This is a genomic window from Lacipirellula parvula, from assembly GCF_009177095.1.
GTDB lineage: Bacteria > Planctomycetota > Planctomycetia > Pirellulales > Lacipirellulaceae > Lacipirellula > Lacipirellula parvula.
On sequence record NZ_AP021861.1, the window covers coordinates 2,375,857 to 2,390,571 of the forward strand.

A 14,715-nucleotide genomic window follows, 5' to 3' on the forward strand; every position below is an offset into this window, starting at 1 on the left:
GGAATGCTAAACCCACCTTCGTAAATCTCAAGTCGCGGCGGCCAAAGTCTGGGAGGCGGGAGTCGCGAATCAAGTGGATATGACTCGTAGCGCCAGTGCGTGACTTTTCCCGGGGGGATAAAGGAAGCGCTAAGCTGGCCGCGCGATATGGTGACACAGAGTGGCTGTGGGCTCACGGGGATCGCGCCGAAGGCCTCAAATCGCACGTTCATGCTCCGCCACCACAACGCCAAGCAGCCCACGCTCGCCGCAAGGCAAATCGCCGCCAAGGTGTAGCGGATGGCTTTGAGCATGCTGAAGTCGAGTTAGTTAGCGTTCTGCGGCGTAGGCGGGCCCGGAAGGTAGGGAAGCGATTCGACGGGCTCACCGTATTGAACTTGGGGCGGGGCAGCCGTAGGGGCGACAAGCGGCGGAGCGGACGCCATATTCAGAAGAGTCTTCGCGACCACTTCTGGCGCTTGCCCATTTCGAATGAGCCAAGTTTGTCCTGTCGTCGAATCAACGACGTAGCAGCCAGTCCCGTTCGGCGAACCGTAGGCCGAGACTTGGAAGCGACCGACCGGATTCGCGGAGGCACTTGGCCGCGTGGCTCCACTACCTGCGCGATGTTGCTCGTAAACGGTTATCGTGCGCCCTTCACTGTCGAGAACTTGTCTCGGAACAGTGACTACGTCGCCCGTAAGGGTAGAAGTTTCGGCGTCGGAGTCGGCAACGGCCGTGGCGCCGTCGTTCGGGGTAAACGCAGGTGCGTCAGTCGCCGGAGTCGGCGCGGCCGCTTCCATCTGCCGCAACAGACGACCACGCAGCACGCCTTCGCCTCTGCGAATCGGTCGCTCCGCGCCGGCTGCGGGCGCGGAGGATTCTTGTCCCACCGCTTCGCGGCTCCAATCGACGCCCGACGCGGCCCAACCAACAACGACGCCAATGGCTAACAGATAGAGAGGTTTCATGGGGAAGCTCCGGGGGAAGAGTGGATTTGGCAGGAAGCCATTATAGCGGATCGGGTTGTTGGCTTGGGGCCGGTTGGAGTGGGTATTGAAGCTTCGCTTCGGGGTTGCGAGCCCCGCATCATTTCATTGAGTGCGGGGCATTTTTGTGCACTACGGGGTCACGGCCAGTGCCAGTAGAGCCCCCAGCATTGCGGTAGCGATGAGTATCGCGCGGAGTGAAAAGCGGTATTGCAACCATGGCAAGGCGGCTACGAGAGACGGCGCCGTGGCAAGGGCGGCCCCAATCACCAACGTCGGCCCCGAAATATTCCATGAGCCGTTGGAATACATGTTGTAGCGGAAGCCACGGCGGCTGATTTGACCGGCCCACTGCGGGCGGTACGCAACGCGGGGCTGCCACGACAGCCAGATTTTTCCGTCGCTGACGCCAATATCAGTTGGACCGGGACCGCCGCGCTGCCACAGTGACGACCTGCCGCCGCGATACTGGAGCGTTAAGCAGCCGGCGACAATTGCCAGCGTCAATATCGCGAACGCTATCGACCACGCGATCCTGAATTTGCGGAATCTCATTCAGCCGCCCTTTCGCAACCGCGTCAGACCAGCGGTGAGTCGCGACACGGGACGGCAGAGTCCGGACGCCGCGTCGCAGTGGGCACTACTTTTCCGGAATCTTTCGCGGCGTGAACATCGAGAACAGAGCCGCAGCGATCAGCGACGGCAAAATCATCGTGGCAATTTGTAAGCAGAATGCGTACGCCTTGAAGCGTTTGTACTCATCAATGCCTGCGTAGAGCGGCCCGTCGTGAACTGTTCGCCACACAGGCTCCGCCACGAAACTCACGAACGGTTCGGGAAGCGATTGAGATTGATAGCCGTAGTGCAGCGCGAATAGGAGCAAGAACGTAAAACCGACGCCGACGAGAAAGCTGAGCCAGAGCGGGCGGGCCGCAGGCGATGCGACTGACCACTGCATTGCAAAGACGACGACGCCGATCGCCAACGTCGCCACCGGAAAGACCCAAGAGACGGACGGCGCCGCCACAGGGCCCAAGAACAGGGCGGCGACGGCCGTGAAGGCTAGGAGGCTCCGCACGCTGAATCCGGCTTGCTGGCTCATGCCGCCGATTCTACGGTCGCTGCGTCGCGGTCGCCACTATTGCCGCGCCGCTGCCGCTCATCGGCTAAGCGGTGACGACGAGATTCCAAAGGCCTCTGGTTTTTCGCCAGGAATTGGCAATACCGGCGAAGACTGATTGCGAGTTAGCGTAGCATGTGGCGGCTACCGCTAATTTCGTTGCTGGGTTCCATACCGCGGCGGATCGGCGATCAACTGTTGGCCGCGGTACTCAACGGGAACTGCGGTTGGGCGTACCGTTGACGGCGCGGGGAAGGGCGTCGCCCATGCTGCGGGGCTTATTTTCATTTCCAATCGCGGCGCCTTGCTGACGGTATTCGCCACGGTGAGCACGACGGGCTTCTCTTCCGTTCCGACAAGCGTCAGCAAGGATGACTTGGAATCGAACGCGATCTCATTGGCGGTCGCCTTCGCGCCGTTCGGCAGCGTCAGCGAGCAGTTCGCGCACTTGAGCGTGGTTCCGCCGCCAGGGTCGCTCTGCGTCGCGGCGTTGTCGCAAATGAGATACGCTGCGGGTTCGCTGCCGCGACGCTCCGGCTTGTTGCCGAATTTGATTTCGAACGACGAGGCCTTCAGCACGACGCAGACCTTGCCTGCGGCAATGTTCGTGGCAGCTGACGACTCTTGATACTGCGGCGCTTCAGTCCACGTATTGGCCTGCGGCGGCACATAAGACTCTTCAGTCACGTCGACGGCAATGGGAGGCGATTCCTCGATCACGGCCTGCGCGACGGGCGTCAGCGTTTGCACTTCGTCAGCAAGGACCGGCGCCGTTTGAATCGCCAGGGCGATCACCAGAGAGAGGGCAACTCGCATGCTTCGGCCTCCGTTCGGCGGGTAGACTCAAAACGCGGAGGCATTGTAGCAGATTTGCCCGCGAATTCGTCACGCCAAAATCGGCCGCTTGCGCATGCAGTCGCCATCTCCTGTGACCCTGCTTGGCCTGATTCTCCTTCGCTGATAGCTAGACGCCAATCTCCGCCAAGATCGAGCCTGCTGCGGAGCGATCTGAATACGCCATCAGGTATTGGAGGTAGTGGGGGCGCTTTACCGCCGGCATCTCCGAGGGCAAGCTGTCGGCGAGTTGGATCAGTTTCGCCGCAGCGTCGCGGTCGATGCGGGCGAGCGCCTCGGCGGCGATTGCTGCGGCGGCCGCAAAGTCGCCGTTTTCAAAGCTGCGGGTTGCCAGCACGTCGGCTTCGCCGAAGCAGTTGCGAGCCACATGGATCGCGTTGCGAATTTCGGAGCGGAGCGGCGTGCCGCCGGGGAAGCGGAGGGCGAGTTGCTCGGCGGAGTGGAGCGCCGCGCGGACCTCGCGCAGGCCGAAGACAAAGGTCTCAGTGCCGTTAGCAGCGGCGACGTCAACGCTTGGCGCCATGTTGAGCGTCTTGTCGACGTTCATAATGCCGGCCGCGCGGCCAGCGATCACGCCGAGACGGATCTTCAACTGTTCAACGTTGACCGTGGTCATTTCGCGGGTAGCCATGCCGAACGTCAGCCGGGGTCGTGGGGGAGGGCGAACTACGCCTACCCATCGACTGCCGCTGCGGTAAACCTCGCGGATTGGCGAAGGATTTCGCCTTCTAACGGTTGTGCGGACGGGAGGCGTGCCAATTGCCCGCCGGCGCCTCGCGCTTGCTACCCCGCCGTGCGCCCGGTAAAAACGCAGTCAACTGGTCCTCGCGGGCTGGCTGAAAGCTCGAAATGATCAATTCGCCGCCAGGCGGCTTTTGGGAAGGACGGCAGGGATGTCTGTCATTGCGAAAACGGTGCTGCTGCTCACCGCGTCGAACATCTTCATGACGTTCGCGTGGTATGGCCATTTGAAGAATCTGGCAACCAAGCCGTGGTACGTTGCCGCGCTGGTGAGTTGGGGAATCGCCCTGTTCGAGTACCTGCTGCAGGTGCCGGCCAACCGGATTGGGCACACGCAACTCGAAATTGGCCAACTGAAAATCATGCAGGAGGCGATTACGCTGGCGGTGTTCGTGCCGTTTGCGATCTTCTACATGAAGGAGCCGGTACGTTTAAATTATCTGTGGGCGGGCCTCTGTTTGTGCGGAGCGGTCTATTTTGTATTTCGTAAGTAGCAGTGTCGTTCGCTGGTCAGTGCGTGGCTTGTTCGGTCAGCGAGCACTTGGAGCCGGCACGCTCTTTCTGGTTGCGTGCTTGATCATCGGCTGCGGTCAGGCCACAGCGGCTGACGCTCAGCAGCGGCTAGTTATCGGCCGCGTCTGGACCGGCGTCGCCGCGCAGCCGTGGGCCGAGGCGGTGGCCATCGACGGTGATCGGATTGCCTTCGTCGGTAGTCGCGTCGACGCCGCGGCCAAGTTGCAACCTAACGCGCCAGTGATCGACGCGGGCGACGGGCTCGTCGTGCCGGGGATGATCGACGCCCACATCCACCTCATCGACGGCGGGCTCCACCTTACCTCGGTGCAACTCCGCGACGCGGCCACACGCGAGGAGTTCGTCAAACGCATCGCCGAGTTCGCGCAGCGGGAGCGACGCCCCGGCGCCTGGATCACCGGCGGCGATTGGGATCACACCGTTTGGGGCGGCGAGATGCCCGACCGGGAGTGGATCGACGCCGTCACGCCTGAGACGCCCGTGTGGATCTCGCGACTCGATGGCCACATGGCGCTCGCCAACAGCGCGGCAATGCGAGCGGCTGGCGTCGGCGACGACGTGCGAGACGTGGCCGGCGGCGAGATCGTCCGCGATGCGCAGGGCCGGCCGACGGGCGTGTTCAAAGACAACGCGATGTCGCTCATCGACCGCGCGGCGCCGCCGACGTCGCAGGGCGAACGCCTTGAAGCGGCCGTCGCGGCGATGGCGTACCTCAACGCGCAGGGGGTGACGGCGGTCCACGACATGGGAACGTGGCGCGACCTTGAAGTCTTTCGCTTGGCTCACAAACAGGGGCTGCTCAACGTTCGCGTCTATTCCTGCACGCCGCTCGGGCAGTGGGAGAAGCTCGCTGCGGAAGTGAAGCGGGCCGGCCGCGGCGACGAGTGGCTGCAAATCGGCGGGCTGAAGGGGTACGTCGACGGTTCGCTCGGTTCGCACACGGCCGCGTTCTTGGCGGCGTTCAACGACGCGCCCAAGGACAGCGGGCTGCTGGTGAACACGGTCGAGGATCTCGAAGAGTGGACCGCCGGCGCCGATCGGGCCGGCTTGCAAGTCGCCGTCCACGCGATTGGCGATCGGGCGATTCGGTTGCAACTCGACGTCTTCGAGCGCGTCGCCCAGCGCAACGGCGACCGGGACCGGCGGTTTCGCATCGAACATTCGCAGCACATCGACCCGGCTGATATCCCGCGCTATGGCAAGCTCGGCGTGATTGCCAGTATGCAGCCGTACCACGCGATCGACGATGGCCGTTGGGCCGAGCGAGTTATTGGCGCCCGCCGCAGCGAGACGTCTTACGCCTTCCGCTCGCTGCTCGATACGGGAGGCCGTCTGGCGTTCGGCAGCGATTGGTACGTGGCCCCGGCGACGCCGCTCGAAGGGATCGACGCCGCGGTCAATCGGCGGACGCTCGACGGCAAGCATCCGGACGGATGGGTGCCGGCGCAGAAGATTTCGCCCAGCGAGGCCCTCCAAGCGTACACCAGCGGCGGGGCCTACGCAGCGTTCCGCGAGCACGATTTGGGCACGCTCGAAGCGGGCAAACTCGCGGATCTGGTGATCCTCGACCGCAATATCGTCGAGGGAAATCCCAACGAAATCGCCGACGCCCGGGTCGATTTGACAATGGCGGGGGGACGCATTGTCTACAAGCGGAAGAACGGGGAGAATAACGAAGCTCGGCCCTGAGTTTCGCCCACCGCCATCGCTCCCGCCCCCCCTCCATGCCGCAAATCACGCTCAACAACGTTACGATTGCTTACACCGGCCACGCACTCCTTGATGGCGTCACCTGCCACATCGAGCCGGGGCAGCACATCGGTTTGCTCGGCCGCAATGGTTGCGGCAAGACGACTCTCATGCGGATGGTGGCCGGCATGGAGCAGCCTGACCACGGCTCGGTCGACCTTTACCCCGGCACGCGGGTGGCGTTGTTGCCGCAGGATGTGCCGGAGGGGATTAGCGGCGATGTGCACAGCATCGTTGCCAGCGGCGTGCATGAGCTTGCTGCCAAGCATGAATCAGAGTGGGAAGAAGAGCAGCGGATCGAACGGACGCTGCGCGACATGCAGCTCGACGGCACGGCCGACTTCCAATCGCTGTCGACCGGCATGAAGCGGCGCGTGCTGCTCGCCAAGGCGATCGCCGGCGAGGCCGACGTGCTGCTGCTCGACGAACCGACGAACCATCTCGACGTCAGCTCGATCGTGTGGCTCGAAGACTTCCTCGCGCGCTGGCGGGGGACGCTGCTGTTCGTCACCCACGACCGGGCGTTCCTCACGAAGCTGGCAGAGCGGATTCTCGAAATCGACCGCGGCAAGATCTTCGACTGGTCGTGCGACTACCCGACGTTCCTCGTTCGCAAGGAAGAGGCCCTCGCTGCGGAGGAGAAGCAGAACGCGCTGTTCGACAAGAAGCTGGCCCAAGAGGAAGTTTGGATTCGCCAGGGGATCAAGGCTCGCCGCACCCGCAACGAGGGCCGCGTGCGAGCATTGCAGGAACTACGGCGGATCCGCAGCCAACGCCGAGACGTCGTCGGCAACGTGCAGCTCGACATCGACGACGGCGAGCGGAGCGGCGCGCTCGTGCTGAAGACCGAGGGCGCCTCGTTCGGCTACGGCGACCGCGTGATCATTCGCGATCTGACCACTTCGATCATGCGCGGCGATAAGGTTGGCATCATCGGGCCGAACGGCGCCGGCAAGTCGACGTTGCTCAAGGGATTGTTGGGGCAGCTCGCGCCGCTCGACGGTTCGGTGCGGCAAGGGACGAACTTGCAAATTGCCTACTTCGATCAGACTCGCGACCAGCTCGATCCCAATCAAACGGCCGAAGACAACGTCGGCGAAGGGAAGTCGAGCATTACGATCGCGGGGAAGACAAAGCACATCATCGGCTATCTGCAGGACTTCTTGTTCACGTCCGAGCAAGCGCGGCAGCCGATTCGCTTTTTCTCCGGCGGACAGCGGAATCGATTGCTGCTGGCGAAGCTGTTTGCGAAGCCGGCCAACTTGCTGGTGATGGACGAACCGACGAACGACCTCGATAGCGAGACGCTTGAGCTGCTCGAGCAGCGGCTCGTCGGCTACGAGGGGACCGTGCTGATGGTGAGCCACGACCGCGCGTTCCTGAACAACGTCGTTGGCAGCACGCTCGCGTTCGAGGGGGATACGCTCCGCGAGTACGTGGGCGGCTATGATGACTGGCTGCGGCAGAGCCGCGCGAGCGCATCGCGCGAAGTGACTGCTGCGGCGCAATCCACCGCTAAGTCTGCTGCATCTCCATCAGCAGCGCCGACGGCTGCCGTTGCTGGTGGCGAAAAGAAGAAGCTGAACTTCAAGGATCAGCGTGAGCTGGAACAGTTGCCGGGAAAGATTGAGAAGCTCGAAGCGAAGCTTGCCAAGATTCATGAAGAGATGGCCAAGCCTGAGTTCTTCAAACAGGCTGGGGCGACATTGGCGGTGAAGCAGACGGAGGAGCGCGCGGCTTCGACGGAGCTGACGGCGGCGTATGCTCGGTGGGAAGAACTGGAAGCGCTGCGCGGTTGAGTCATTGCACGCGCGATGAAATCTAACGGCGTGGAGACCGACCCCCGGGCGGAGCCCGGGGCTAGGGGGTGCCGCCATTCGGATCGCTTGCTACAGTGCGTCGTCGCCGTAGGGGCCAATCGCTTTCTTGTAGTCGTCGACGCTGTCGTAGAGGGTGAGGGATTCGACCGCGCTCAGCATCACCACCGCCTTTCGGCCTTTCATCCAGTCGGTGTCGTCGCCCGTGTCGGCGTGCAGACCTTCGAGCATCTTCTCGCCTGCGAGGTCGCTGACGCGGACCTTCTCAAGCGTGTACGCCAAATCATCGTCGCGGCCTTTGAAGTAGACCAGGACGAGCTTCCCGGCGAACCGATCGGCCTCTTCCGTTTCCTTGGCAGGCGCCATCGCCGACGTACTGACTGACCAGAGGCAACACAACGTGACGAGGACGAGGCAGGCTGCGATCATGAAGCGGCGCATGACGTGTATCTCCTGAAGGATGCTGATGCTGCTGGAGGGGCGGAATGGCTGCCCGTCCGCCCGCTGCAAAATCTAACGCGCCCGCGTGCCGCTTCAACTCCAAAACTGTCGATCGAGCATCCGGTAGTTCACCGCCTCGCCGAGGTGTTCGCAGCGGATCGCGTCGCTGTCGTCGAGGTCGGCGATCGTGCGGGCGACGCGGAGGATCTTGTCGTGAGCGCGAGCGGAGAGGCCTTGCTCGTTGACGCTCGACTCCAGCAAATCGCGACTGGCGGCGTCGAGCGAGCAGACTTGCCGTACCTGCCGGCTGGTCATCTGCCCGTTGGTTTGTTTGGCCGAACCAAGCTTGCGGAACCGCTCGGCCTGCCGGCTGCGAGCGAGCTCGACTTGCTCGCGCATCGTTGCGCTGCCGGTGCCGCGGGGGCCGGTCGAGAGTTCTTTGAACGGCACGGCGGCGACTTCCAGGTGGATGTCGATCCGATCGAGCAGCGGGCCGCTGATTTTAGACATGTAACGTTCAATTTGCGGCACGGAGCAATGGCACTCGCGGCGGGGATCGTTGCGAAAGCCGCAAGGGCAGGGATTGAGCGAGGCGATGAGGATGAAGTCGGCGGGGAACTCGCTCGCACGGAGGGCGCGGCTGATCGAAACCGTGCCGTCTTCGAGCGGTTGCCGCAGCACTTCGAGCGTCGTGCGGTTGAACTCGGGCAGTTCGTCGAGGAAGAGGACGCCGTTATGGGCGAGGCTGATCTCGCCCGGCGCTGGCGTCGATCCGCCGCCGACGAGGCCGGCGTTGCTGATCGTATGATGGGGCGAGCGAAACGGGCGGCGAACCATCAGCGGACGACCCGCGGGAAGCTTGCCCATCGCACTATAGATGCGGCTCGTTTCGATCGATTCTTCAGCGGTGAGCTGCGGCAAAATGGTGGCGACGCGCTTGGCGAGCATCGTCTTACCTGACCCTGGAGGGCCCACCATTAATAAATTATGGGCCCCGCTCGCCGCGATGGTGACGGCCCGTTTGGCCATCTCTTGACCGCGGACGTCGGCAAAGTCTTCTTCGTAGCGGCCGAGTTCTTCAAAGAGTTCCCCGACGCGCGAGGGCGTGGGATCGATGTGAAGTTGTTCGATGAGAAACGCGGCCGCTTGGGTGACGCTGTCGACGGGGATGACCTCGACCCCTTCGACGACGGCGGCCTCGGCGGCGTTCGCGCTCGGGACGATCAACCCACGGACGCGCCCCCCCGCCGCGGCGGCCATCGCCATCGATAGGGCGCCTTTTACGGGACGCATTGTGCCGTCGAGGGCGAGCTCGCCGACGACGGCGTACTGAGCAAGAAGTTCCGAAGCGATTTGCCCGCTCGCGGCGAGGAGGCCCAGAGCGACCGGCAAGTCAAACGATGCCGCTTGCTTAGGGAGCTCGGCCGGGGGACGAACCCGTTAGGAAAGCATTGTTTTTTCGGGCAAATCGCGAGCTAATCCAGGCGATTCAGGGCTGCCCGTGGCGAGAGTCGATCGGGAAGGCCGTGGAGGCTCGGAAGGCTGCCGCTAGGCGGCGGCGAGAGGCGAAGAGCCACTAAGATTGGTGAGACGTGACAAGCTGGCGACTTGAACGCCATCGATGTAACGGAATCCCTGCGGGGGCTGGAAGCCTTGCCATATCTCTCTGAGACGTGGCAGCCCGATGGGCTTTGCGAAGGGCTGAATTCGATCAAGATGCAATCCAGTTCCCTTGCTCAGCCCATCAAAGTAGTCGCGAAAATCTGACCGCGAAACAGCGGCAGACTCTTTCGCTATTTTCCATAGCGAATCAAGCGACGTATGAGTTACTGAACTGATCCACGCGGAAGCGACAAGTTCCATGCGTGGTGACGTGGCGTAAATGAGCGCCGGCCCTTCGCTGATCCGTGGTTTTCGCCGCCTGAGTTCGATTGACTTCTCGCCAGCAAGGATGGCGTCAACGTACTTCGGGTGTATCGAAAGCCAAAGCATATATTTCTGCGAATGCTTCGCCCCGAATTTTGACGGGACTCTGAAGTTGAGTTCTCACGCCGTGAGCCCTCAGCACGGGCTGAAACTTACTCAAGGGGATTGGTCCTACTGGCTCCGAATCATCGAAGCGAAACGCCATGATTTCCTTGTTCAAATCCCCCGATGCCGTTTTTAATACGTCCTGCCAGTCGTACACGCCAAGTCGTCGAAATCGTTGGAATAAGTGCTTCGGTGTACCCTTAGCCAATTCCACGACCCGCGAGCAAGCTCTGATCGACATAGAACCAGTGTACGTTTGACTACTGCTAACGTACCAGAGAACGCGACTGGGGCAAGTGATAATTCCTGGCCTCGCGGCACGATAGTAGGCGGACTCGGGATTCAGAGCGAGGTCAACGTCTGCGCCAAACAATCCATCGCTAGCTAAGCCCTCATCGAACAAGTGTTCAGCGAAGCTAGGGCGAATAGGCACGATGAAACAAGGTAAGGCTGAATCAACGATCTTGGCAGGCCATATCAGGTGTTCAGCAATAGACGCTGTACTAGGGCACGTCGCGGCCTGCCCTAAGGCTTCCCGCAATTGGTCGATGCTTGCGCCAGTCAATGGAATAAGCTCCGACGCCTGCGCCGCGCTCAGTAAGCCGGACAGGACAATCTTTGCGTGCCCTTGATCGACTGGTAGGAACCCAATTGACGCGCAAGCCGCTTCAACTCCGTCAGCTACTTCCGATTCAGGCAAGAATACGGAGCTAGCGTTCTCTAAAATAGCCCGACGAACAATTCCGGTCAGTAAATAGCGCAAAAGCGTACCGGCCTGCCTGTTTTGCCGTACTCTCAGCAGCGGTATCGCAAGCTGATTGCTTCGCTTCTCAAGTACATAGAACGCAAGAGTTTCGCCCTGAGCGTTTGCTAGGCTGTGGCATTCGTACAGCTTAGGGTTCGCAAGATAACAATTCAGCCTTGAGGTCAAATTCCGTTGCGACTCTTGGCCACGGCTGATTGATTGAACCAGTCCTTGTTCAAGTTGGCTTATGCGCGTCTGTGATATTTGCTTTGTGCCAGCGACATATCGTCGCTGGTATTGCTTCTCTTGCAAGAGCGTGTCCACTCGCCCAATCAGTTCTGACGGTCGAACAATCGAAAGCCCGCACGCATCAAATACAGCCTGCGATTGATCTAGTAACGGCTGGTCGCGAGTTACAAACACGTTCGCGCCGCTTGCCGATGCTCTGACTAAGTGGCGAAAGTCAGATTCATCTTGCGGCGTTGGGAGCTTTGGAAACAGCGGCTTCAGGACCGCTTCCGCTTGGTGGTAATCTTCCGGCGTACACCGGAGTAGCTTGAATTGACTTGCTTCCGCGCGGCGTTGTAGCCGTGTAGCCTCATCATTGCTGCGGCCTAAATCGTTCAGCAGTTCGGCGGTGTAGCAAAGGGCAACGGTTTCGTGGAGCCAATCCGCCATGAGGCCGCTTGTTTCGTCGTTTCGATCTTCCATGAGGTCAAGGAAGATGTTTGCGTCAATGGCGGCATCAAGCGAGTCTGAATCCGATGGCTGGTCGAACAAGTCTGGCGTGCCAAAGTCCAACCACCAATGAATCAGCGTACTACCCTTGGATGCACGTCCGGCACTTTCGCGGATACGGGCAAATCCCAGCCGTGGCCAAGTTGCGCTAACATCGAAGTCTTGTCGGCATTTCAGCAGAATTCCCCTTCGATCCTTTGCAAGACTTCGCAGCTGGTCTAACAGAGCATGGGTCACGCCTTGTTGGCGAGCATTCGCATCAACGCAAAGGTGGACGATTACCGCTTTGCTATGATTGAGGCGATACAAGAGATAGCCAGCAAACTTTCCCCTAACTATTGCAACCAAAATTCGGCGAGAGTGCGCGTAATCGTGGAAGGCATCATCGGGAAAGAATCCCAGAGTATCGCTATGCTGACGCCATAGCGATTTGACCTCTGTCAATCGCGGGGAGGAAGCGTCAATTTGCTCAACTTTAACTGTACTCATATTCGCCAATAGCATACCAGCGGACTGCGGTTCACAGTAGACTATCAGATATGATTCGCGCGCTCATCCTATTGTTGCTGTTCGTCTCGCCAGCCCATGCGTGGAACGCGCTTGGACACAAGGTGATTGCCGATATTGCTTGGCAGCAGCTAAGTGAGGACCAGAGAAGCGAGATAGTCAGAACGCTTCGGCGTCATCCACGCTTTGATGAGGACTTCGCGAAGCAAGGTGACATTGGCGATGATCGCTGGATATTTCAGCAAGCCGCCGTCTGGCCAGATATCGCTCGCGGCAAAGCCGGCTTCGATATGCCGACCTGGCACTACGTCAATATCGCCATTGGACGTGAGAGAGGCTTTAATTTCGTTCCGAAGCCTGTCGGCAAAGCCGAAGAGTGGAACATCATTCAAGCCATCGCGTACTGCCGCAAGGTAATCGCGAGCGATGCCCCGCCAAGTCAAAAGGCGCTTGCGTATAGTTGGCTGTTTCACTTGGTTGGCGACTTGCATCAGCCAATGCACTCAACTGCGCTCTTCTCGGAGCGGTTTCCCGATGGCGACCGTGGCGGCAACTCGATACCGCTAGTACAGGGCGACAACTTGCATTCGCTCTGGGATAACTTGCTAGGGCGACAGCATCGCGCCAACGACGTAAAGCGTGAGATTGCCGAACTCAAGGCGCGCCTTGAGTTATGGAAGGTTGAGCCGGGCGACGTTGGATTATGGCTACAGGAAAGCCACAAGCTCGCGAAAGAATTCGCTTACTGTCCTGAGATACTTGAAGCAACTCGACAGCCGGGCGAGTTGCCCAAGATTCGACTGCCGGCGTCTTATCTTAAGGCAAGCGGCGAGCATGCGCGCCACCGCGTGGTTGCGGCAGGACTACGGCTCGGTGTGTTACTTGGAGGGAGCGCGGAGCCTGTTGAGGCTGAAGCGAAGCCAGTTCCCGAATTTGACTTTGCGGCGGCAGCAAAGCCGACGCCACGGCCAATGTCATTGACGCCAGCCCGGTCCGAGTTAACGCACTGGCTAAACACTAACGGCAATGTCCGGCACAATTCTGGCTGCCGATGGTATCACAACACCAAGAACGGGCGCGCGTGTGCGGCCAGCGACGGGAAAGCATGTGGCCAGTGCGGCGGCTAAGTCGATCGAACTTACTCTCTATAAACAAAGCTGCTTGGCAGAACTTCTCTTATGCCGCTCGATACAGAAATAGTGAAAGCCGAAATTGCGAGATTCTACCTGGAATCAAGGGACTTCAACGGTATCCCGTTCGGTGAACTGTTGCGGCGTACAGACTCCAGTGCCGAACAACTTACTGGAGTGTTACAGGAACTTATCCGGAATGAAATCGTCGGACTTCTCGGGCTGGAGGGCGGTAATTCGCACATCGTACTGTTAGGCTTTTCTGACGTTGATACTCAGATAGGCTCATTGGCGTGTGCAGATGCGAATCATACTTGTCTCTATCTTCGGCGACCCTATTTGAATGAATACGTGCCGCCTGATCTATATGCAACCTTGCCATACAAAAGGGCAATGGCGTTGGGTGAGCCCCAGCTTTCGTTCCGGTCGTTTGATTTGCACGTACTTGAAGACTATAGAAACGATCCGCGATACAGGTATCGAAACTTTGACTTATCGGGCGACATTTGCATACGCGATGAGTTCTTCGAGTGTGAGCAAGTAGCAGAAGCAGACAAAATACTCTTGAGTACGTTCGGTTTTTCGTTTGATCAAGACATGAATCGGGCCGTAGCTGTGTTTCTCCGCTATCTTGCAGATTTAAGTGCTGAGCACCAACGGATGTGGCACGCGCGGGAGCTTAACGGGGAATATGCGTTGCATCCTGACTACTTCGAATCGAAGATAATGGGTTCTTGGGACACTGGGGTGTCTGCGTGTGACGCGATTCTGGCAGAAATGCGGTTAATAAACAAAATGGCAGCTGCTATGGGACGTGAGCCACTCTTCACTGAATCATTCGGTGAATACGGTGAGCGAAAGCCAGCAGAGTTTGCGTTCTTGCTACGGCCGACAAATCACGAATACCAATCGTTTATACTCGTTCTCGACCGAATGCTTTCCGACAACTTGAATCGTCGATTTTTCGCAAATGATGTTCCCTATGAAAGGGAAATCGTTCAGGCAGATGGCCGAATACGAGTTGAGCAGAAAGGAACGCTAGCGATTCTTGACGAATGGTTGCGCGCGCACTTTGAAGTCGAGAATTGGAATCCGTGGGATACTGCAATCGCCACGTTGCGTGAAGTACGAAGGCTACGCCAAGGCCCAGCACATCGCCTAGACGACAATCACTTCGATACTTCAATTTTCACGCAACAGCAAGCATTGCTTGAGCGAGTGTACTCCGCTGTAAGAGCGCTCAGAATACTCTTATCGCACGATGAGATGGTACTGTCGGCTGATATCGCCATCGATAGATTCTTGGTTACTGGCGACAAAATCAGATTCCAGTGAGGTG

Annotated in this window: 14 protein-coding genes; 5 read left to right on the forward strand and 9 right to left on the reverse strand. The window is 59.6% G+C overall.

The annotated features are described in order from the left end of the window. Positions 1-305: 305 nt before the first annotated feature. The 5 genes from PLANPX_RS09345 to PLANPX_RS09365 all read right to left on the reverse strand — a co-directional run bounded on the left by PLANPX_RS09345 (position 306) and on the right by PLANPX_RS09365 (position 3,574). Positions 306-950, reverse strand: coding sequence for a hypothetical protein (locus tag PLANPX_RS09345; protein WP_152098472.1), 645 nt, complete (start codon positions 948-950; stop codon positions 306-308). A 150-nt stretch (positions 951-1,100) separates the two neighbouring features. Then, positions 1,101-1,523, reverse strand: a complete 423-nt coding sequence (locus tag PLANPX_RS09350; protein ID WP_152098473.1) for a hypothetical protein — start codon at positions 1,521-1,523, stop codon at positions 1,101-1,103. Between the two features lie 85 nt (positions 1,524-1,608). Then, a complete protein-coding gene (locus PLANPX_RS09355; protein WP_152098474.1) occupies positions 1,609-2,070 on the reverse strand; it encodes a hypothetical protein in 462 nt (153 codons plus the stop codon). Positions 2,071-2,238: 168 nt separating this feature from the next. Further along, positions 2,239-2,904 carry a hypothetical protein gene (locus PLANPX_RS09360; RefSeq protein WP_152098475.1) on the reverse strand — a complete coding sequence of 222 codons (666 nt, stop codon included), beginning with the start codon at positions 2,902-2,904 and terminating at the stop codon, positions 2,239-2,241. A gap of 148 nt (positions 2,905-3,052) precedes the next feature. Further along, positions 3,053-3,574, reverse strand: a complete 522-nt coding sequence (locus PLANPX_RS09365; protein WP_152098476.1) for a hypothetical protein — start codon at positions 3,572-3,574, stop codon at positions 3,053-3,055. A 262-nt stretch (positions 3,575-3,836) separates the two neighbouring features. Here PLANPX_RS09365 and PLANPX_RS09370 point away from each other — a divergent pair, with 262 nt between their 5' ends. The 3 genes from PLANPX_RS09370 to PLANPX_RS09380 are packed head-to-tail and all read left to right on the forward strand — an operon-like array spanning position 3,837 to position 7,766. Further along, a complete protein-coding gene (locus PLANPX_RS09370; protein ID WP_152098477.1) occupies positions 3,837-4,178 on the forward strand; it encodes a DMT family protein in 342 nt (113 codons plus the stop codon). Between the two features lie 19 nt (positions 4,179-4,197). After that, positions 4,198-5,907 carry an amidohydrolase gene (locus PLANPX_RS09375; RefSeq protein ID WP_198421866.1) on the forward strand — a complete coding sequence of 570 codons (1,710 nt, stop codon included), beginning with the start codon at positions 4,198-4,200 and terminating at the stop codon, positions 5,905-5,907. Positions 5,908-5,942: 35 nt separating this feature from the next. Continuing rightward, on the forward strand, positions 5,943-7,766 hold the full coding sequence (locus tag PLANPX_RS09380; RefSeq protein ID WP_152098479.1) for an ATP-binding cassette domain-containing protein: 1,824 nt from the start codon (positions 5,943-5,945) through the stop codon (positions 7,764-7,766). A 90-nt stretch (positions 7,767-7,856) separates the two neighbouring features. On the opposite strand, the gene PLANPX_RS09385 is transcribed toward PLANPX_RS09380, so the two are convergent. The 4 genes from PLANPX_RS09385 to PLANPX_RS09400 form a co-directional block, all read right to left on the reverse strand. Continuing rightward, positions 7,857-8,225, reverse strand: a complete 369-nt coding sequence (locus PLANPX_RS09385) for a hypothetical protein (protein ID WP_152098480.1) — start codon at positions 8,223-8,225, stop codon at positions 7,857-7,859. A gap of 93 nt (positions 8,226-8,318) precedes the next feature. Continuing rightward, positions 8,319-9,617, reverse strand: coding sequence for a YifB family Mg chelatase-like AAA ATPase (locus PLANPX_RS09390; protein WP_152098481.1), 1,299 nt, complete (start codon positions 9,615-9,617; stop codon positions 8,319-8,321). Between the two features lie 156 nt (positions 9,618-9,773). Beyond that, on the reverse strand, positions 9,774-10,217 hold the full coding sequence (locus PLANPX_RS09395; protein ID WP_152098482.1) for an ASCH domain-containing protein: 444 nt from the start codon (positions 10,215-10,217) through the stop codon (positions 9,774-9,776). Beyond that, positions 10,183-12,228: a GNAT family N-acetyltransferase gene (locus PLANPX_RS09400; protein WP_172991952.1), complete on the reverse strand. Its 2,046-nt coding sequence runs from the start codon at positions 12,226-12,228 to the stop codon at positions 10,183-10,185. Before PLANPX_RS09400 ends, PLANPX_RS09395 begins: the two co-directional genes overlap by 35 nt. A gap of 50 nt (positions 12,229-12,278) precedes the next feature. Between PLANPX_RS09400 and PLANPX_RS09405 the strand changes: the two genes are divergently transcribed. Together PLANPX_RS09405 and PLANPX_RS09410 are read left to right on the forward strand one after the other, a co-directional pair. Continuing rightward, positions 12,279-13,373, forward strand: a complete 1,095-nt coding sequence (locus PLANPX_RS09405) for a S1/P1 nuclease (RefSeq protein WP_152098484.1) — start codon at positions 12,279-12,281, stop codon at positions 13,371-13,373. A 51-nt stretch (positions 13,374-13,424) separates the two neighbouring features. Beyond that, positions 13,425-14,711, forward strand: coding sequence for an AAA family ATPase (locus tag PLANPX_RS09410; RefSeq protein ID WP_152098485.1), 1,287 nt, complete (start codon positions 13,425-13,427; stop codon positions 14,709-14,711). Positions 14,712-14,715: the final 4 nt, after the last annotated feature.